Here is an 18049-nt window from a genome sequence, read left to right on the forward strand (position 1 = left end):
ACTTGGTTCCACCTCGTGGAACCTGCCAAAGCGACGATGTCCCAGCAAACGATCGACTTCAACCCACCCCGTGACGACGATGGCAGCCCATCGCTGACCCTGGCCCATTACGCCGAGCGTGCCTACCTGGAATACGCGCTGAGCGTGGTCAAGGGCCGCGCCTTGCCCGATGTGTGCGACGGCCAAAAGCCCGTACAGCGTCGCATCCTGTACGCGATGGAGCGCATGGGACTGGGCTTCAGTGGGGCCAACGGGGCCAAGCCGGTCAAGAGCGCCCGGGTGGTGGGCGATGTGCTGGGCCGCTATCACCCGCACGGTGACACGGCCGCCTACGACGCCATGGTGCGCATGGCGCAAGACTTTGCGCTGCGCTACCCGCTGGTCGATGGCCAGGGCAACTTCGGCTCACGCGATGGCGACGGCGCCGCCGCGATGCGTTACACGGAAGCCCGTCTCACGCCGATTTCCCGCCTGCTGCTCGACGAAATCGACATGGGCACGGTGGACTTCGTGCCCAACTACGACGGCTCGACCGAAGAGCCGCGCCAGTTGCCCGCACGTCTGCCCTTCGTGCTGCTCAACGGTGCCAGCGGCATCGCCGTGGGCTTGGCCACCGAAATCCCCAGCCACAACCTGCGCGAGGTGGCCTCGGCCGCCGTGGCCCTGATCAAGAACGAGCATCTGCCCGACTCCGAGCTGTTCGACATCGTTCAAGGCCCTGACTTCCCCGGTGGTGGCCAGATCATCTCCAGTCCGCAAGACATCCAGGATGCCTACCGCAGTGGCCGGGGTAGCCTGAAGGTGCGCGCCCGCTGGAAGATCGAAGACCTGGCGCGTGGCCAGTGGCAGCTGGTGGTGACCGAACTGCCACACGGCACCAGCTCGCAAAAGGTGCTCGAAGAGATTGAAGAGCTGACCAACCCCAAGATCAAGTCCGGCAAGAAGGCGCTCACCGCCGAGCAGAACCTGCTCAAGGCCACAGTGCTGTCGGTGCTGGACGCCGTGCGCGACGAATCGAGCAAGGACGCCCCTGTGCGCCTGGTGTTCGAGCCCAAGACCCGCACCGTGGCGCAGCAGGAGCTGATCACCATCTTGCTGGCCCACACCAGCCTGGAAAGCTCGGCCCCGATCAACATGACCATGATCGGCGCAGACGGCAAGCCCACGCAAAAGAGCCTGCGTCAGATCCTGAGCGAGTGGATCGGCTTCCGCATGGACACCGTCACCCGTCGCACCCAGCACCGCCTGGGCAAGGTGATGGACCGCATCCACATCCTCGAAGGCCGTCAACTCGTCTTGCTGAACATCGACGAGGTGATCGCCATCATCCGCAACAGCGACGAGCCCAAGGCCGCGCTGATCGAGCGTTTCAAGCTCTCCGACCGGCAGGCCGAGGACATCCTGGAAATCCGTCTGCGTCAATTGGCGCGGCTGGAAGCCATCAAGATCGAGCAGGAGCTTTCTGAGTTGCGGGCCGAGCAGGCCAAGCTGGAGGATATTCTCAACAATCCCGGCGTGCTCAAGCGCACCGTGGTCAAGGAGATCGAGGCCGACGCCAAGCAGTACGGCGACGAGCGCCGCACCTTGATCCAGGCCGAGAAGCGCGCCGTGGCCGAGGTCAAGGTGCTCGATGAGCCGGTGACCGTGGTCATCAGTGAAAAGGGTTGGGTGCGTGCGCGCACGGGCCATGGCCACGACCCAGCCGGCTTCGCCTTCAAGGCAGGTGACGGCCTGTATGGCACCTTCGAGTGCCGCACGGTGGACCCGCTCATCGTCATCGGCAACAACGGGCGCGTGTACAGCGTGCCGGTGAGTGCCTTGCCGGGTGCGCGTGGCGATGGCCAGCCCATTACGACCATGATCGAGCTGGAGTCCGGTACCCAGCCGCTGCACTACCTGGCGGGCCAGGTGGACCAGACCGTGCTGCTGGCCAACAGTGGTGGTTTTGGTTTGCTGGCCAAGCTAGGTGACCTGGTGACGCGTCAGAAGGGTGGCAAGGGCTTCCAGACCTTGGACGAGGGCGACAAGGTGCTGCCGCCGGTACTGGTGCAGCCAGCGCACACCCAGGTGGCGTGTCTGAGCGAAGATGGCCGCATGCTGGTGTTCGGCTTGGACGAACTGAAGCTGCAGTCCAACGGTGGCCGGGGCCTGACATTGATGGACGTGGACGCCCAGAAGGCGCCGCTGATTTCAGTGGCGTCGTGCCACAACGGCGCGCGCGTGATCGGCACCACCCGTGGGGCCAAACCCAAGGAAGAGGATGTGCGCAACTCGGCCTATGTCGCGCACGTGGGCAAGCGTGCCCGCAAGGGCAAGGCCGTGGACGCCTTCCAGAAGGTGTTCAAGGTGCAGGCGCTGGCCTGACGGCGTTCACACCCGCACCACGGTGACCGAGCAATCGGCCTCGGCCACCACCTGCGCGCTCACGCTGCCCAGGTAACGCCGCAGCGCCGAGTTGCCGCGCGCACCCATCACGATGTGGTCGACCTGGTTTTTGGCGGCAAAGTCGACGATGGCGGCTGCCGTGTCAGGCGCCTCCAGCACATGGAAGGTCAGGCGCTGTTCGTCCAGCCCCAGTTGCTGCTGCAGCGGGCGGGCCCAGTGCTTGATGTGCACCAGCTGCTGCACATGCAGGCTATTGCCCTCGGCATCCGTGAGAGTGTCCATCGCGATGCGATTGGTCTTCATCACGCTGACGCAGGCCAGACGGGCGCGGGTTTCGGTCTGCATGATGCGGCGCACCGTGCCCAGCAGCTTCTTGTCAAGTTCGGGTGTGCTGTTCTTGACCCCGATGGCCACCATGATGATGGGGCAGCGCTCCACGTGCTGACTCGCGGTGGCGTCGGGCTTGGGCTCGGCACCCACGGCCTTGAACCAGCGCTTGAAGGTGTCCAGACGGCTCTGCGTGGCCATTTTCTGGGCACGTGCCGTGAGGGCAATCTGCTCGGGATGCTGAAGGTCCAGTGCCAACTGCGCCGCGCTTTGGTAGCGCTCGTTCGGGTCCACCTCCAGGCAGCGCAAGATCACCTCTTGCAGCCATGGCGGCGTATCGGCGCGGTGCACACGCGGCGGAATCGGGTCGGTGTACAGGCGCTTGCGCAGGCCCGCCACGGTGGTCGGCTGGCCAAAGGGGCGCTCGCCCGTGGTCAGGTGGTAGAGCATGACCCCCAGTGCGAACAGGTCGCTGCGGGGGTCGTTGCGGACGAACTGCACCTGCTCGGGGGAGATGTAGGGCCCGGTGCCCATGGGCAGCTCGAACTCTTCTTCCAGCAAGTCGGGCAGGTGGTCGTGGCGCGACAGGCCGAAGTCCACGAAGACGGCCTCGCCAGAAGGGCGGAACAGGATGTTGCTGGGCTTGACGTCCAGGTGCACCACATGCTGCTTGTGCAACGCGTGCAGGGCCAAAGCCACCTTCTGGCCGATGTCGGCCACGTCGTCGATGGGCAGCGGGGCCTCGTCCAGTCGCGGGCGCAGCGAGTGCCCCGGGATGTGCTCCATCACGATGTAGGGGCGGCGCGTAAAGTCACCCTTGGCCACAAAGCGCGGCACATGCGGGCCCTGCAGCATGGGCATCACCATCTGCTCGACTTCGAAGCCGACGATGGTGGCCGGATCTTCCCCGCCTTTGATGCGGGGGATCTTCATGATCAAGGGCAGGTCACTGGGGCCGTCCACCCGCTCCACGTCCCACAGCGTGGCCATGCCACCCTGGTGCAGGCGCTCTTTGAGACGGTAGTTGTCGACGAGCGCGCCAGGCTCCAGGCCGCCACCGTTGGCTTCATCGACCATGGATCAACCTTTGGGCGTAGCTGACGGGCAACCCGGCATCGACGATGCGCTGGGCGGCCGTGTCATGGTCGTAGGGCACGCGGAAAAACGTGAGGGTGGCGCTGCCGGTGTCGAAGGTGGCGTAGCACGCTGCGGGATTCCCGTCACGGGGTTGGCCCACGGACCCGGGGATCGCCAGCCAGCGCCGCGCGGGCGACAGGCTGATCGGCACCCCATCAACGGGGATGAACTCGCCAGACTTGCCCAGGTTGGACAGGTGATACAGGCACTGCTGGTGGACATGACCACAAAACACAAAAGGCTGCTGGCTCGCCATCAGGCTACGCGAAGCTTCGGAGCGCCCCTGCAGGTATTCCCAGTGAGCTGGGTTGTGGGCGTTGGCATGGGCCATCAGACAAGGGCCCACCTCGGCGGTCAGGGGCAGGGCGGTGAGCCACTCCCTCTGCATCTGGCTAAGCTGAGCGAAGGTCCACTCCAGCGATGGCGCCACGTGTGAAGACATCTTGCTGGTGGTTTCGGCGCTGAGCGCATCGTCGTGATTACCGCGCACGAGGACCGCGCCCTCGGCTTCGCGTGCCTGGGCAAATTCCACCACCCAGACCGGGTCGGCGCCGTAGTCGACGTAATCGCCGAGCATGACCAACTGGTCAAAACCTTGCTCTTGCGCGTGCTGCCAGACCGCCTCGACGGCCTGTCGGTTGGCGTGGAGATCGGACAGCAGGGCGATTTTCATGGGGAGCTCTCAGACAAGGCGCCCACAGTCTAGCGAGGTCTCGCCTTGTCGTCTGCCCGTATCTGCCCGGGGGCGTGTGCTTCAGGCTCAGAGTTTGAAGACCTGTACCGAGTCGGAAACGACCTTGGCCCGGTCGGCCAGAGAGCTGGAGGCCGCCGCGATCTGCTCCACCGCAGCGGCATTTTGCTGCGTGATGTTGTCGAGGTTGGTGATCGCGTTGTTGATCTGGGAAATGTCCTGCAACTGCGCGGTCACGCCCTGGCTGATGGTGTCCACCAGGTGAACCACCTCCGATACCGAGCTCAACGCCTCCTTCATGGTGCCTTGAACGGAGTCAGAGAGCTCGCTGCCTGCCTTGACCTTCTCGCTGGAGTCGGTGATCAGCTGTTTGACCTCACGTGCCGCGGTGGCCGTGCGTTGGGCCAGAGCCCGAACCTCGGACGCCACCACCGCAAAGCCACGGCCTTGCTCTCCAGCACGTGCGGCCTCTACCGCTGCGTTGAGCGCGAGGATGTTGGTCTGAAAGGCAATGGAGTCGATCACCTGGATGATGTCGTGGATGCGCTTGGACGAATCCTCGATCAGGTGCATGGTGCGGGTCAGATCATCGATCGCGAGGCCGCTGCGCTCCGTGATCTGTGTGGTCTGGCGAGCCAGTTCGGCGGCTTGTTCGGCTGTCGCGGCATTTTGACGCGCCATGCTGGTGATCTGCTCCATCGACGCGGCGGTTTCTTGCAGGTCGGCTGCCTGGGACTCCGTGCGTGTGGACAGGTCGTGATTGCCCGTGGCGATTTCCTGGGCGGCCACATTCATTTGCTCGACTTCGGTGCGTGCGTCTTGCACCGTGGTCGCCAGGTTGACTTTGAGCTGATTGAGTGCGCGCGCGAGGCGTCCCATGCCGCCACCGCGTCGGCTGGTGATGTGCACCGTCAAATCGGCTGCGGCCAGGGTGTTCGCTGCGCTCAACAATTCCCGCAGCGGCTGCGTGGCGACTTGGGCGAACAGGATCTTGGCCGCGACCAAACTGATCAGCCATGAGCCGGCCAGGGCGGCCCAGCCGCCCGTTCCCAGTGTGCCGCCGCCAGCGGACGATCCCACGGCCAGCGCGATGGTGACCAACACCATGACGCCGAGCGTGAGGCGGTCCGCCATGTCCAGCTGGAAGGCCCGTGCCAAGCGACCTCCCAGCGAGTTCTTCACGACCAATCCTTGGTGCAGCGTGTGGACCAGTCTGCCTGAGTTGGCCTCGGCTCGCATCAGCGCGTACAGCCGGGTGGCGGCTTCGACGTGCTCTCTGGAGGGCTGGGTTCGCACCGACATATAGCCCGTGGGCTGGCCATTTTCGAGCAGTGGCGTGACGTTGGCTTGCACCCAGTAGTAGCGGCCATCTGCACGGCGGTTCTTGACCAACGCTGACCAGGGTTGACCGCTTTTGATGGTGGCCCACATGTCGCGGTAGGCTTCCGCTGGCATGTCAGGGTGACGGATGATGTTGTGGGGCTGTCCCAGCAACTGCTCGCGCGAGTAGCCACTGACCGGGATGAAGGCAGGGTTGCAATAAACAATGTGCCCTTTGAGATCGGTGGTGGACACCAGCGATTCGCCATCGGGGAATGGATACTCTTCGTCCAGGACGGGCAGGTTCAAGCGCATGTCAGGCTCCGATACGCGGCTTCAAGCCCCATCATCGGGGAATGTTAAATTTCTGACATTGTCTCGTTTACCCGCATCTTCGCAAGGTGTGTCCATCATGTGGATATGATGAATTTGAAAAAATTGATCAAAAGTTTGGGGAATAATGTGCGTTGCTGCTGCGCACGTGTTCACTTCATCCAGCGCGGCGCGAATCGGGCATGATGTCCGGCAGTTGCAGAGCTTTCACATGCTGACTCCCGAACAAGAAGCGACGGTACGTGCCATCCGCAAGCTGGTGGACTTCTGGCAGATCACGGCCGACGAACTCGACATGGGGCCGCAAGCGCCACGAGCGCCTGCACCGCCGCCCCCTGCGCCGAAAGGCCCCAAGTACCGTCACCCCTTGACCCTGCAAACCTGGGATGGGGAGGGCATGCAGCCGCAATGGCTGAAGGAAGCCCTCACCCGAGAGGGCTACACCGTGGAAGAGCTGCGCGTCTCGCCTGACGCACTCGCATAGTAAAATCCGCGGCTGGTCTCTCCCAGTCGTCTAATGGATAAGACAGCCCCCTCCTAAGGGGCAAATCTTGGTTCGATTCCAGGCTGGGGGACCACTTCAGGCCGTGAGCATGCCTTTGGTTTCGATGAAGCCAATGACATCGCGCAGACCGGCTTGGGTTTTGAGGTTGGTCATCACGAACGGGCGCGTCGGGCGCATGCGCTTCGTGTCGGCTTCCATGATGTCCAGATTGGCCCCCACATAGGGCGCCAGATCCGTTTTATTGATGACGAACAGGTCGCTCTTGGTGATGCCGGGGCCGCCTTTGCGCGGGATTTTCTCGCCTGCCGCCACGTCGATCACGTAAATGGTCAGATCGCTCAGCTCGGGGCTGAAGGTCGCCGCCAGGTTGTCGCCGCCCGACTCGATGAAGACGATGTCGGCGTTCGGGTACTTGGCCAGCATGCGGTCCACGGCCTCCAGGTTGATGGAGGCGTCTTCACGGATGGCGGTGTGCGGGCAGCCGCCGGTTTCCACCCCCATGATGCGGTCCGGGTCGAGCGCACCCGCCACGGTCAGCAGGCGCTGGTCTTCCTTGGTGTAGATGTCGTTGGTGATGACGACCAGGTCGTACTGCTCGCGCATGGTCTTGCACAGCATTTCGAGCAGGGTGGTTTTGCCGGACCCCACGGGGCCGCCCACGCCCACGCGCAGCGGAGGCAGTTTCTTGGTGCGGCCAGGGATGTGATGGAAGTTGCTCATGATCGGAACAGGCGTGAGTATTGGTGTTCGTGCTGGGCACTGAGGATGGCCAGCATGGGGGTGAAGGCCTGGCGTTGGCTGTCAGGCAGAGCCAGGGCGTGCGCGATGGCATCGGGGATGGCATCGATGAGGATTTGCAGGATGCGCTGACCGGCGCTTTGGCCCAGGGGCACGGCCTTGATGGCGGCCTGCACCATGTTCTCGGCCCAGCCGAAGGCAAAGCTGAGCAGCGCTTCCTGTTGCGCGGCGGCCAGGGTGTCGCTAGTGGCCTGGGCGGGCAGGCATTGCGCCACAGCCAGGGCGAAGGCGATGGGCCAGTTGGGCGCGGGGGGGAGGGCGGCGCATTGGGCCAGTCGTGTGTCAGCGGGGTGAGCCACGGCGTCGCCCGAACGGTTGCGCAGCCACTCCACCAGGGAACGGCCCATTTGCTCGGTTTGCTGGCGCAGCTCGCTGGTTTCACGCGTGAGGGTGACCCAGGTGTTCAGCTCGGTGATGCGAGTCAGGTCCTGGCGCTGCCAGGCGCTTACGGCTCGGGCCACGACGTGGAGATCAGCGCGGGCCAGGCTGAGGCGCAGTTGATGCAGCAGCCAGTGGGCGGCCTCGCCCTCGGTGGTGACGCGGCCGGTGTCGATGGCCGACTCCAGCCCCTCGGAGTAGCTGAAGCCGCCGACCGGGAGGGCGGGCGATGCCAGCCACATCAATTGCAGGCGGGCGGCAGGGGGCAGCGGGGTGGGGCGGGTGAGAACGCGGGGCATGGGGCAGCGAGGGTTGACCTGATGAGATCAAGCAAGCCCCGTGCCGGTGTGCTTCGTTTTGGTGCGTCGGATGTTGGACGCACCGTGAGCTGGTGATGATCGCGGTGAGCGCTGTGGCCGCTCAGTGATCGTGACCGCAGCCTGGGCCGTGCACGTGCGGCACCGGGGCGGCCTTGATGGCGATGCCGACGGGCTTGCCGCGGGAGGTGGGCGTGGCGGGCGTGGCGGCCGCTGGGGTGCCGTGGTCATGACCGCAGCCTGGGCCGTGGACGTGGCCGGGCTCGCCATGTTCATGGGCGTGTCCGTGAGCGTGGTCATGCCCATGCTCGTGGCTGTGAGCATGGTCGTCATGCTCGTGACCATGACCATGACCGTGTCCCCCGGCGGCATAGGCGCCGCCCTCGGGCTCGAACGCAGCCTGGGTCTCGCGCACGGTCAGGTGCATGGCGCGCAGCATGTCGGCCAGCACATGGTCGGGCTCGATCTTGAGGTGGTCGGCTTGCAGCTCGATCTGAACGTGGCGGTTGCCCAGGTGGTAGGCCGCGCGCGTCAGGTCAAAGGGCGAACCATGCTCGCTGCACGGGGTGATGATAAGCACGTTCTGGGGCGCGGCTTCCACGCGGATCATGCTGCCGTCTTCGGCCACCAGCACATCGCCACCGCGCACCACGCTGCCGCGCGGCAGGAACACCCCGAGGGTGCGGCCCTGGCTGTCCACGGCATCGAAGCGGCTTTTCTGGCGCACGTCCCAGTCCAGTTGCACCGCAGCGGCGCGTTTGAGCAGGACAGGGGCCAGGCCTTGGCCCTGGGGGAGGAGCTTGTTGACGGTCAGCATCGGGGTTCGCTTTGCACTTCAGAGGCGTGAAGCACAAAGTGTAGCGACACCGACCTGCCCTCAGGGGTTGGAGGGGCTCAATTGAAAGAAGGACACCGAGGCCAGCAGGCGATCGGCCTGCGACTTCAGGCCTTCCGCCGCCTGGGTGCTCTGTGCCATCAGCACCATGTTGTGCTGGGTGGCCTCGTCCAGGCGGTGGACCGTCTCGCGCACCGAGCCAATGCCTTGGGCATGAACGACTTTGCTGCGTCGGTTGTTTGTCAATCCGATGTAGCTAATTTGGTGTCGATAAATTCATTTCGAGCGAGTGGAATTTGATTGAATCGATGGCGTAGGCCGCCGTCATCTCGCCTCTCCATTGACGCATAGCATAGGCTTTTGGGTGGCGGTCAAAAGAATTCGTTAATTAATTCACGATCACCTAAATTTGTTGTCGAGCCAAGGCTTGGGCGGTTATGTTGTTCTAAATGATGTTAAGGCCTGGTGCAAATGGATACATCTGCGCCTTGATTGACACAAAAGTGAAATCTTTTTGTAACACTCGGGTCACGGACGCGATGGATGATGAAGATCAAATTGTGCCGGCTATTCGATTTGCTTGTCGTAAGTCGAATGAAGGTAAAACACCGTTGTAGCCATGAATATCCGTCAACGCATCCTGTTGCTCATCACTGTCAGTTTTGTTTCCCTAATTTTCACGGGGGGCTATGCGGTATTTCAAAGTAAAAGCAGCAGCAAAGAAGTTAATTTTGTTACGGAAGGCGTGGTGCCCAGTTCACTCAAATCCGTCGAGTTGATGGGGCAACTCAAGGATGTGCAGATCGCCACGCTGGCGATGGTTGCGGCTCCTGATAAAGCCGCGATCGAGCAAGCCCACGAAGAAGTTAAAAAGAAAAAGGCTAATCTTCAGAATGCATTGCGGGAGCAGATGGAGTCTGCGGAAAACGATATTCAGCGTGGTCTGGTCAAGCAAGCAGAAGAGAGTTTGCTGAATTACTTCGGCTCCATCGACGATACCGCCAACTTCATGTTGCAGGGTCAAAAAGCGTTGGCCGAGGCAACAATGGCTGCAACGGTTGATCAATATCTTCGCGAGCAGATTGGGGTGATCGAGACAGTGCAGGTTGAGAAGCGTCGCAGCAAAGATGAGGCGATTGCTACGGTCAACAGCAACCTGGTAGCCACCACTGGAACCCTGTCGGTTGTCACCGTCATCGCCATCATCGGCTTGGGCGTGATGGGCATGTTGCTTTATCGCCAGGTGATTCACCCTATCGGTGACATGGAAGAGAAGATGACCGAGATCGCTTCCAGTCAGGATTTTACCCATCGCGTGCCAGTGACACGGATGGACGAAATTGGCCGTTCAGTGGTGGCGTTCAATGCCATGATCGAGAAAATCCAGGAAAGCAGTGAAGAGATTCGTCAGAAGACAGCGGACATTCACGCGATGCTGCATTACATCCCTCAAGGCATCATGACCTTGGAGAGGGGGGGCATCATTCACCCGGAATACTCCGACCACTTAAAGAGCGTTTTGGAGACTGAGGAAATTGCAGGTCTCGACGTCATGCATGTGGTTTTCAACGGCACTGGCATGGGCGTTGATGAGTTGAACCAAATGGAAACCGGGATCAGCGCCTGCATCGGCGAAGATGAAATGAATTTCGAGTTCAATTCGCATTTGCTGCCTCACGAAATCAGCAAGGCCATGCCTGATGGCCGCGTCAAAGTGTTGGACTTGAACTGGTCACCGATTACGGATGAAAACGGAACGATTCTGCGCCTTTTGTTGTGCTTGCGTGACGTGACCGAGCTGCGTGCATTGGCCCGCGCGGCCGATGCGCAGAAGAAAGAGCTGGCGATCATTGGTGAAATCTTGGCCGTGCGTCAGGAAAAATTCCAAGAATTTATCAGCAGCGCCCAAAACTTTGTTGCTGAAAATCGTAGCTTGCTGAGAGATGCCGCGGACAGCAGTACGCAAGACCGCCAAGAAGCGATCGGTGTGCTGTTCCGTAACATGCACACCATCAAGGGAAATGCGCGTACCTATGGCTTGCTGCACCTCACCAATATCGTGCATGAAGCCGAGGAAACGTACGACGCCGTCCGTCAAGGCACGTTGGAGTGGGACCAGCACAGACTCGTCGCTGAGCTGGACAGCACATCACGTGCCATTGATGAATATTCTCATATCAATGAAGTCAAGCTTGGACGCAAGGGCCCAGGCCGCCGAGGCAGTGTGGATGCATTCCTGATGGTTCCCAAAGACAAGGTGCAGTCGTTGATCCAGAACTTGGAGGAGGTCAAGCTTGACGATGCGCCCAGCATGGTCAATGCATTGCAGCAGACACGCGATGTCTTGAACCGGTTGGGAACCGAGCCGATCCACAGCATTTTGAGCGGCGTGATCGACTCGCTGCCATCGCTGGCGGCAGAGCTTGGTAAGCCCACGCCTCAAATTGCGATTGAAGACCACGGCGTTCTGGTGCGTACACAACTGTCAGACATGCTGCGTAACGTGTTCATGCACCTGTACCGAAATTCGCTTGACCATGGCCTGGAAAGCCCCCAAGAGCGACTGCAGGCGGGGAAATCCGAAGCAGGGGCAATCAAAGTCACCCTGCAGTTGGATGCCGAACATTTGGTCTTGCGCATGAAGGACGACGGCCGCGGCCTTGACCTACAGCGCATCCAAGCCAAGGCCGTTGAAAAGAACCTGATCCGTGAAGATGACGCGCCCGCCCCTCAAGAGATCGCCCAAATGATCTTTGCTTCCGGCTTTTCCACAGCCAATGCTGTGACCGAGGTTTCTGGGCGTGGCGTTGGCATGGATGCCGTCAAGGGATTTGTGGAGGCTGAAGGGGGGCACATCGAACTGGAATTGATGCCCACGGATTTGCAAACGACTTGTTGCCCGTTTGAAACCGTCATCACGCTGCCTGCGAAGTTCGCCGTCCAAGTCCACGCCTGACCGCTGGAGCAACGAATGTCGGAAATGCTCTTGCCTTTCATCGCGGGTGGAATGTTGGTCGGTGTCGTTTGCGGTTGGTTCAACCTGCGCCTGAAGCGGCAGTTGGCCAATGCCCTGGCTGCGTCGGTTGCAGAGACTCGAGGTGCTCAACTGCAATCCACCGTGCATGCCCTGGAGGCTGAGTTGGACAAACTCCGGGAAGCATTGATGCGGGCACAGAATGACTTGCATCTGGAGCGCGCGTCACTCGCGCAAATCCATCAAGATGCGGTCAAGGACATCCTGGGGCAGGCGCACGGCATGAAAAGTGATGCCCGCGCGCACAGCTCCCGGCTTGCTCAATCCATATCTGAGTTACTGGGTGTGAGCAAGACGTTTGAGCGTTGGCATGAAGACATGAACATGCTGCTCAAGCACAACCAGGGTATGCACGCCAAGAACGAAGATTTTGGACGCATCGTGCAACAGATGATCATCGTCACGCTGAACGCCTCCATCGAGGCCGCTCGTGCCGGTCAATTAGGTCGTGGCTTCGCCGTTGTGGCAGAAGAAATGCGCACCCTGGCGGGACGCGCTGAAGCGTTGTCGAAAGAGTACCGGCGCAGTTTGTATGAAAACGATCTGATCACGACCGCTACCTTTCAGGACATGCAAGCCGGCGGAAAGATGATCATCGGCGCGGTTACAGGGCTGGATTTGACAAACAGAAAGATCCTTGTCGCGTTGAATCAGCTGGGGGAGTCATGATCAGCGAGCGCGCAAAGGCCTCCTTGGACAGCATGGTGATGCAGGGGATACGCAGCGCCCTGGTGAGCCCCGCAGACGCCATCGTCAGCTTGGAAACAGTTGAGACACTTGAACCGATCACGGAACAAGAAGTTGTGATGCTTTCGGTGGTGTCTTACCATTTTCGCGTCGTGATGATGGTTTATTTCACGCGAGACGAGCGCACTCGTTTGCATTTCTCGAGGCTCACCAAGAACGATGGCTCGCCCCTTGATGATCAAGGGATTTACGACGCTTTGTATGAATCGGCCAATATGTGCTGTGGAACATTCAATCGTGAATTGGGGCGCGTTTTTGAACACGTTGGCATGTCCACCCCAAACATGATAGACAGTCGATGTGCAGAACATCTTGCTATTCTGGATTATGGCTATCTTAAGCATTACGCTTTGGTGTTGGATTCAGGAATTTCTTTTCGGCTGAGTCTGTGTGTCACCGAGTATCACGATCTTGACTTTGAACTGGAGTCCACCGCACAAGCGGAGAGTACCGGTGAGCTCGAATTCTTTTGAACGGACCTAAAGGGAAAACATGAGTGACGAGAAATCTCTGATCAGCAAGGTACTTGTCTTGGAGAACAACAAGGAATACAGAGAGAAGATCCGTGCATTCTGTGATGCACATCATCTTCAGGCCTTGAGGGTTCAGGAAGATAACCTGATGTCCGTTTTGCGCTCAAATGTTGACCTGGGCGCCATCATGATTTCTGAAGTGCTCGGAGAAAACCCACAAGCTGGCATCAATCTGGCGAAGCAGATACATTATCTTCGGCCGGAACTCCCCATCTTCCTGCGTCGTACGGTCGAAAATAGTGATCGCGTTCTATCCGATGCCGAGAAGGGGATCATTTCGGCCAGTTACACGATTGAGACCATCGATCGGCTGAAGGATGTCATTGAAACCAGCATTTTCAGCCTGGTTTACCCAAGCAAGTTGGTCCGCGGAATTGTGGAAATCACGCAGTCTTCTTTGCAAAGCCAGTTCAAAGGGCTGGACGTCACCATTGACACTCCCTACATCGTCCGGGATCGATTGATCTTCGGTGAGATTTTCACCTTGATCCCGGTTGAAAGTGAATGGTGCCGCGGTTACATGACGCTGCAGGCGGAAGAGGCTCCGCTTCTGACGCTGGTCAAACGTAATAAAACTCACATTACTCCGGTGGAGGGTGATGATTTTCGAAACCTCAACGGTATCTTGGGTGAAATTACAAATCTGATCTGGGGTGCGTTCAAGAATCGTTACACATCGTTCAAGCCGTTGAGCGCACACCTTTCACAGGTGCCCATTGTGATCAACCACATGCACCGCTACATTTCGTTCGGTTCTGTTAATCCACAACTGTGTTTTAAATGTGTTCTGACCGATGCCGCATCGCCAGAAGCGCCCCCGTTTGTCATTTACCAGCGATTCGTGTTCAATTTGAGCTGGTCACCCGAAGATTTCCACGAAAATGAACAGTCATTTGACAGCTTGGTGAACTCAGGCGAACTCGAACTCTTCTAAATATTTGAAAGGATTAAAGCATGGCACAGATTCTTGTCGTTGATGACTCGAGCACTGTTCGTAATGAAGTCGGAGACTTTCTGAAAAAAAACGGATTTGATGTGGCTTATGGTGTTGACGGTCGTGATGGACTGACAAAGTTGAAGGCTGATCCCACCATCAAGTTGATCGTTTGTGACGTCAACATGCCGAACATGGATGGCTTGACGATGGCAGAGAAAGTGCGTGCTGAGCTTGGTAATAGTGCTGTCAACATCGTCATGCTGACCACTGAAAACTCTCCCACCATGAAAGAGCGTGGCAAGGCTGCCGGGATCAAAGGTTGGATCGTGAAGCCCTTCAACGGTAACGCTGTTTTAGCATCCTTCAAGAAACTGGTCGGCGTATAAGTTTTGCCGCGTTTCAAGTTTGAGTACGCTGCGTCCGTTAAAAAAGCGACAACGAAATTCAGCCTGGGTGTGTGATGCCGTCCGCACCGACGAGCCACCATGGAGGTTTTGTACTTCCTGGGTGGCTTTCATATTTTTACCTGATTAAAAGCGTGCCTCTCCTTGTGAGCTGGTCGTTTTTTTCCTTGATGGGCTCGGCTCGCATGACATCGACGACGAGTCGGGCAACCAGCCCAAGCAGATCGAAGCGGTGGGTGATCCTGTGGGCAAAGCCGGCAAGGTAGTGCCTGCCGTATTTGCGGAACTTCAGGGTGTGGGAGCCTCCGGACCGCGTGGTCTTGAGGTTGCCGAGCACGGCGTTGACCCATTTGAAGCTTGGCATGCCATATGGCTTGAGTCCGCCCACCACCATGGGCAGGTGAGTGCGCACTGCATCGGTGACCGCCAGGAAGCAGACCCAACAAACGGTTGGCACGATGGTGCTTGGTACCAAGTTGGCCTTGGCCCACTTGCTTATCATGTTCGCCTAGCCGAGACCGATCTTCCGACCTCTACGTCCAGCACCGAGGTAGGCGCCGTCGGGTTGAACGGTGCCGTCGAGCTGATGGATGGCATCTTGTGAGGCCATTGCCCGATTGATCTGGTGAGCCTCGCTGAAGGAGGTTTCTAGTCGTGAATTGTCAGGCGCAAGCCATGAACGTTGGCTATTTTCAAAACAGGAAGTAGCGCTGCGCCAGTGGCAGGCTGACGGCAGGTTCGCAAGTCAGCAGCTTGCCGTCGGCGCGCACTTGGTAGGTCTGGGCGTCGATCTCCATCTTGGGCATGTAGCTGTTGTGCACCATGTCCGTTTTCTTGACGCTGCGGCAACCCTTGACGGCCACGATCTGCTTGGACAGCCCGTATTGCTGCGGCATGCCGTCGGCGATGGCGGCCTGGCTCATGAAGGTGAGCGAGGTGCGTGCGACCGCACCGCCAAACGCGCCGAACATCGGGCGGTAATGCACCGGCTGCGGTGTGGGGATGGATGCGTTCGGGTCGCCCATGGCCGCCGCAGCAATGAAGCCGCCCTTCATGATGATGCTGGGCTTGACGCCGAAGAATGCGGGGCGCCAGATCACCAGGTCGGCCCATTTGCCTTCTTCGATGCTGCCCACCTCGTGCGCCACACCGTGGGCCAGCGCCGGGTTGATGGTGTACTTGGCGACGTAGCGCTTGATGCGGGCGTTGTCGTGGCGGTCGGTGTCGCCGGGTAGCTTGCCGCGTTGCGCCTTCATCTTGTGGGCGGTCTGCCAGGTGCGCAAGATGACCTCGCCGACGCGGCCCATGGCCTGCGAGTCGGACGAGAACATGCTGATGGCGCCCAGGTCGTGCAGGATGTCTTCGGCGGCGATGGTTTCGCGGCGGATGCGGCTTTCGGCAAAGGCCAAGTCTTCGGCGATCGACGCGTCCAGGTGGTGACACACCATGAGCATGTCGAGGTGCTCGTCGATGGTGTTTATGGTGAAGGGGCGCGTCGGGTTGGTCGACGACGGCAGCACATTGAGCTCGCCCACTACCTTCATGATGTCGGGCGCGTGGCCGCCGCCCGCACCTTCGGTGTGGAAGCTGTGGATGGTGCGGCCCTTGAAGGCGGCCACGGTGTCTTCCACAAAGCCCGATTCGTTGAGCGTGTCGGAGTGAATCGCGACCTGGATGTCGGTTTCTTCAGCCACGCTCAGGCAGGTGTCGATGGCCGCCGGTGTGGTGCCCCAGTCTTCGTGCAGCTTCAAACCGATCACGCCAGCGTTGACCTGCTGCCGAATCGCTTCGGGTTGGCTGGCGTTGCCCTTGCCCAAAAAGCCCAGGTTCATCGGGAAGGCTTCGGCGGCCTTGAGCATCATCGCGATGTTGTCGGGGCCGGGCGTGCAGGTCGTGGCAAAGGTGCCGGTGGCTGGGCCGGTGCCGCCACCGATCATGGTGGTCACCCCGCTGCTCAAGGCTTCCTCGATCTGCTGCGGGCAGATGAAGTGGATGTGTGTGTCGATGCCGCCAGCCGTGACGATCATGCCCTCGGCCGCGACGATCTCGGTACCTGGGCCGATGACGATGTCCACGCCCGGTTGCACGTCAGGGTTGCCGGCCTTGCCGATCTTGACGATGCGGCCGGCCTTGATGCCGATGTCGGCCTTGACGATGCCCCAGTGGTCGAGGATGAGGGCGTTGGTCAGCACGCAGTCGGCGGCCTCCATGGCGCCAGGGCCGTTGCAGACCTGGCTTTGGCCCATGCCGTCGCGGATGGTCTTGCCACCCCCGAACTTCACTTCTTCGCCGTAGCCGCCTGCCCGCAGGGTGTAGTCCTGCTCGACTTCGAGGATCAGGTTGGTGTCGGCCAGGCGCAGGCGGTCACCCACGGTGGGGCCGAACATTTCCGCGTAGGCGCGGCGCTGGATGCTTGCCATCTTGGCGTGTCCTTCTTGAAATTCCGGTGATGCGGGAGGGGCAGGCTGGGCGTCAGAGCGGGCCCTGGGTCAGGCCACGGAAGCCATAGACCACGCGTGCACCGGCGTAGTCCACCAACTCGACCGTGCGTTGCTGGCCGGGCTCGAAGCGTACGGCGGTACCCGAGGCGATGTTCAGGCGCATGCCCTGAGCCGCAGCGCGGTCAAAGCGCAGCGCGCCGTTGGTTTCGGCGAAGTGGTAGTGCGAGCCGACCTGGATGGGGCGGTCGCCTGCGTTTTCCACCACCAGCGTCAGAGTGCGGCGGCCGGGGTTGATGGGCAGGTCGGGACCGTCGATCAGCAACTCGCCTGGCGTGACGCGGTCCGACATCATTTGCGGCCCTTGAACCAGATCACGCCGGCCACCAGGGCGGCCACGGCGATGAAGCCCAGCACGTCGGTGCTGTGCCAGTGGGAGATGCCGGGCAGGCCGTGGCCTTCGTGGGCGTGAGCAGCGCCCGTGCTCAGCAGGGCGGCCAGGGTGGTGATCAGGGTGTTGTGCTTCATGTTGGTGCCTGGAATGGGGTCATGCAATAGGTTGGTGCACGGTCACCAATTTGGTGCCGTCCGGAAAGGTGGCTTCGATCTGGATGTCGGGGATCATGTCGGCTACGCCGTCCATGACATCGTCGCGGCTCAACACGGTCTTGCCCTCGCTCATGAGGGCGGCGACGCTCTTGCCGTCGCGGGCGCCTTCCATGATGGCCGCCGAGATCAGGGCCACGGCTTCGGGGTAGTTCAGCTTGAGGCCGCGGGCCTTGCGCCGCTCGGCCAGCAGGGCGGCGGTGAAGATCAGCAGCTTGTCTTTTTCGCGTGGCGTCAGTTCCATGGTGTCGTGTCAGGGCCAAGGCTCAAGGCCAGTCAAAGGGGCCGCGTACCGGCGGCATCGAAATTGCGGTGTCAGGGTAC

Annotated in this window: 19 protein-coding genes and 1 tRNA gene; 8 read left to right on the top strand and 12 right to left on the bottom strand. The window is 60.4% G+C overall.

What is annotated here, in order from left to right; all coding sequences use genetic code 11:
* Window positions 1-36: 36 nt before the first annotated feature.
* Entirely contained in the window at window positions 37-2364 is a 2328-nt protein-coding gene (parC, locus tag WIT60_RS05025) for a DNA topoisomerase IV subunit A (protein ID WP_339583005.1), read from the top strand.
* Between the two features lie 6 nt (window positions 2365-2370).
* On the opposite strand, the gene WIT60_RS05030 is transcribed toward parC, so the two are convergent.
* From WIT60_RS05030 to WIT60_RS05040, 3 genes are all read right to left on the bottom strand, one after another.
* Entirely contained in the window at window positions 2371-3789 is a 1419-nt protein-coding gene (locus WIT60_RS05030; protein WP_339582852.1) for a protein kinase domain-containing protein, read from the bottom strand.
* Window positions 3779-4522: a metallophosphoesterase family protein gene (locus WIT60_RS05035; RefSeq protein ID WP_339582853.1), complete on the bottom strand. Its 744-nt coding sequence runs from the start codon at window positions 4520-4522 to the stop codon at window positions 3779-3781. The genes WIT60_RS05030 and WIT60_RS05035 overlap by 11 nt, the downstream gene beginning before the upstream one ends.
* An 87-nt stretch (window positions 4523-4609) precedes the next feature.
* Entirely contained in the window at window positions 4610-6175 is a 1566-nt protein-coding gene (locus WIT60_RS05040; RefSeq protein WP_339582854.1) for a methyl-accepting chemotaxis protein, read from the bottom strand.
* A gap of 229 nt (window positions 6176-6404) precedes the next feature.
* Here WIT60_RS05040 and WIT60_RS05045 point away from each other — a divergent pair, with 229 nt between their 5' ends.
* Together WIT60_RS05045 and WIT60_RS05050 are read left to right on the top strand one after the other, a co-directional pair.
* Window positions 6405-6677 carry an H-NS family nucleoid-associated regulatory protein gene (locus WIT60_RS05045; RefSeq protein WP_339582855.1) on the top strand — a complete coding sequence of 91 codons (273 nt, stop codon included), beginning with the start codon at window positions 6405-6407 and terminating at the stop codon, window positions 6675-6677.
* 19 nt (window positions 6678-6696) lie between these two features.
* Window positions 6697-6771 (top strand) — tRNA-Arg (locus WIT60_RS05050).
* Window positions 6772-6773: 2 nt separating this feature from the next.
* Here WIT60_RS05050 and ureG read toward each other — a convergent pair.
* The 4 genes from ureG to WIT60_RS05070 form a co-directional block, all read right to left on the bottom strand.
* Window positions 6774-7418: an urease accessory protein UreG gene (gene ureG, locus WIT60_RS05055; RefSeq protein WP_339582856.1), complete on the bottom strand. Its 645-nt coding sequence runs from the start codon at window positions 7416-7418 to the stop codon at window positions 6774-6776.
* On the bottom strand, window positions 7415-8173 hold the full coding sequence (locus tag WIT60_RS05060; RefSeq protein ID WP_339582857.1) for an urease accessory protein UreF: 759 nt from the start codon (window positions 8171-8173) through the stop codon (window positions 7415-7417). Before WIT60_RS05060 ends, ureG begins: the two co-directional genes overlap by 4 nt.
* Before the next feature lie 121 nt (window positions 8174-8294).
* A complete protein-coding gene (ureE, locus tag WIT60_RS05065) occupies window positions 8295-9008 on the bottom strand; it encodes an urease accessory protein UreE (RefSeq protein WP_339582858.1) in 714 nt (237 codons plus the stop codon).
* A gap of 60 nt (window positions 9009-9068) precedes the next feature.
* Window positions 9069-9272 carry a hypothetical protein gene (locus WIT60_RS05070; RefSeq protein WP_339582859.1) on the bottom strand — a complete coding sequence of 68 codons (204 nt, stop codon included), beginning with the start codon at window positions 9270-9272 and terminating at the stop codon, window positions 9069-9071.
* A 373-nt stretch (window positions 9273-9645) separates the two neighbouring features.
* On the opposite strand from WIT60_RS05070, the gene WIT60_RS05075 reads away from it, so the two are divergent.
* The 5 genes from WIT60_RS05075 to WIT60_RS05095 are packed head-to-tail and all read left to right on the top strand — an operon-like array spanning window position 9646 to window position 14663.
* Window positions 9646-11982, top strand: a complete 2337-nt coding sequence (locus WIT60_RS05075; protein ID WP_339582860.1) for an ATP-binding protein — start codon at window positions 9646-9648, stop codon at window positions 11980-11982.
* A 15-nt stretch (window positions 11983-11997) separates the two neighbouring features.
* A complete protein-coding gene (locus WIT60_RS05080) occupies window positions 11998-12729 on the top strand; it encodes a methyl-accepting chemotaxis protein (RefSeq protein ID WP_339582861.1) in 732 nt (243 codons plus the stop codon).
* Window positions 12726-13280, top strand: a complete 555-nt coding sequence (locus tag WIT60_RS05085) for a hypothetical protein (protein ID WP_339582862.1) — start codon at window positions 12726-12728, stop codon at window positions 13278-13280. The genes WIT60_RS05080 and WIT60_RS05085 overlap by 4 nt, the downstream gene beginning before the upstream one ends.
* A 19-nt stretch (window positions 13281-13299) precedes the next feature.
* Complete coding sequence (locus WIT60_RS05090; RefSeq protein WP_339582863.1) at window positions 13300-14274, top strand: chemotaxis protein CheX; 975 nt, start codon at window positions 13300-13302, stop codon at window positions 14272-14274.
* 20 nt (window positions 14275-14294) lie between these two features.
* Window positions 14295-14663, top strand: a complete 369-nt coding sequence (locus WIT60_RS05095; protein ID WP_339582864.1) for a response regulator — start codon at window positions 14295-14297, stop codon at window positions 14661-14663.
* 136 nt (window positions 14664-14799) lie between these two features.
* On the opposite strand, the gene WIT60_RS05100 is transcribed toward WIT60_RS05095, so the two are convergent.
* From WIT60_RS05100 to ureA, 5 genes are all read right to left on the bottom strand, one after another.
* Entirely contained in the window at window positions 14800-15183 is a 384-nt protein-coding gene (locus tag WIT60_RS05100) for a transposase (protein ID WP_339582865.1), read from the bottom strand.
* A 190-nt stretch (window positions 15184-15373) separates the two neighbouring features.
* Entirely contained in the window at window positions 15374-17101 is a 1728-nt protein-coding gene (gene ureC / locus WIT60_RS05105; protein ID WP_339582866.1) for an urease subunit alpha, read from the bottom strand.
* A gap of 52 nt (window positions 17102-17153) precedes the next feature.
* Entirely contained in the window at window positions 17154-17474 is a 321-nt protein-coding gene (locus tag WIT60_RS05110; RefSeq protein ID WP_339582867.1) for an urease subunit beta, read from the bottom strand.
* A complete protein-coding gene (locus WIT60_RS05115; protein ID WP_339582868.1) occupies window positions 17471-17647 on the bottom strand; it encodes a hypothetical protein in 177 nt (58 codons plus the stop codon). The genes WIT60_RS05110 and WIT60_RS05115 overlap by 4 nt, the downstream gene beginning before the upstream one ends.
* 19 nt (window positions 17648-17666) lie before the next feature.
* Complete coding sequence (gene ureA / locus WIT60_RS05120; RefSeq protein WP_320362474.1) at window positions 17667-17969, bottom strand: urease subunit gamma; 303 nt, start codon at window positions 17967-17969, stop codon at window positions 17667-17669.
* Between the last annotated feature and the right edge of the window lie 80 nt (window positions 17970-18049).

Origin of the sequence: Aquabacterium sp. G14 (assembly GCF_037482285.1) — a bacterium.
In the GTDB taxonomy this organism is placed as follows: domain Bacteria; phylum Pseudomonadota; class Gammaproteobacteria; order Burkholderiales; family Burkholderiaceae_C; genus Aquabacterium.

Excerpts from the sequence above, each read along its gene's own strand:
- parC (WP_339583005.1), top strand. The coding sequence starts at position 37 with ATGTCCCAGCAAACGATCGACTTCAACCCACCCCGTGACGACGATGGC.
- WIT60_RS05030 (WP_339582852.1), bottom strand. The coding sequence starts at position 3,789 with ATGGTCGATGAAGCCAACGGTGGCGGCCTGGAGCCTGGCGCGCTCGTC.
- WIT60_RS05035 (WP_339582853.1), bottom strand. The coding sequence starts at position 4,522 with ATGAAAATCGCCCTGCTGTCCGATCTCCACGCCAACCGACAGGCCGTC.
- WIT60_RS05040 (WP_339582854.1), bottom strand. The coding sequence starts at position 6,175 with ATGCGCTTGAACCTGCCCGTCCTGGACGAAGAGTATCCATTCCCCGAT.
- WIT60_RS05045 (WP_339582855.1), top strand. The coding sequence starts at position 6,405 with ATGCTGACTCCCGAACAAGAAGCGACGGTACGTGCCATCCGCAAGCTG.
- ureG (WP_339582856.1), bottom strand. The coding sequence starts at position 7,418 with ATGAGCAACTTCCATCACATCCCTGGCCGCACCAAGAAACTGCCTCCG.
- WIT60_RS05060 (WP_339582857.1), bottom strand. The coding sequence starts at position 8,173 with ATGCCCCGCGTTCTCACCCGCCCCACCCCGCTGCCCCCTGCCGCCCGC.
- ureE (WP_339582858.1), bottom strand. The coding sequence starts at position 9,008 with ATGCTGACCGTCAACAAGCTCCTCCCCCAGGGCCAAGGCCTGGCCCCT.
- WIT60_RS05075 (WP_339582860.1), top strand. The coding sequence starts at position 9,646 with ATGAATATCCGTCAACGCATCCTGTTGCTCATCACTGTCAGTTTTGTT.
- WIT60_RS05080 (WP_339582861.1), top strand. The coding sequence starts at position 11,998 with ATGTCGGAAATGCTCTTGCCTTTCATCGCGGGTGGAATGTTGGTCGGT.
- WIT60_RS05085 (WP_339582862.1), top strand. The coding sequence starts at position 12,726 with ATGATCAGCGAGCGCGCAAAGGCCTCCTTGGACAGCATGGTGATGCAG.
- WIT60_RS05090 (WP_339582863.1), top strand. The coding sequence starts at position 13,300 with ATGAGTGACGAGAAATCTCTGATCAGCAAGGTACTTGTCTTGGAGAAC.
- WIT60_RS05095 (WP_339582864.1), top strand. The coding sequence starts at position 14,295 with ATGGCACAGATTCTTGTCGTTGATGACTCGAGCACTGTTCGTAATGAA.
- WIT60_RS05100 (WP_339582865.1), bottom strand. The coding sequence starts at position 15,183 with ATGATAAGCAAGTGGGCCAAGGCCAACTTGGTACCAAGCACCATCGTG.
- ureC (WP_339582866.1), bottom strand. The coding sequence starts at position 17,101 with ATGGCAAGCATCCAGCGCCGCGCCTACGCGGAAATGTTCGGCCCCACC.
- WIT60_RS05110 (WP_339582867.1), bottom strand. The coding sequence starts at position 17,474 with ATGATGTCGGACCGCGTCACGCCAGGCGAGTTGCTGATCGACGGTCCC.
- WIT60_RS05115 (WP_339582868.1), bottom strand. The coding sequence starts at position 17,647 with ATGAAGCACAACACCCTGATCACCACCCTGGCCGCCCTGCTGAGCACG.
- ureA (WP_320362474.1), bottom strand. The coding sequence starts at position 17,969 with ATGGAACTGACGCCACGCGAAAAAGACAAGCTGCTGATCTTCACCGCC.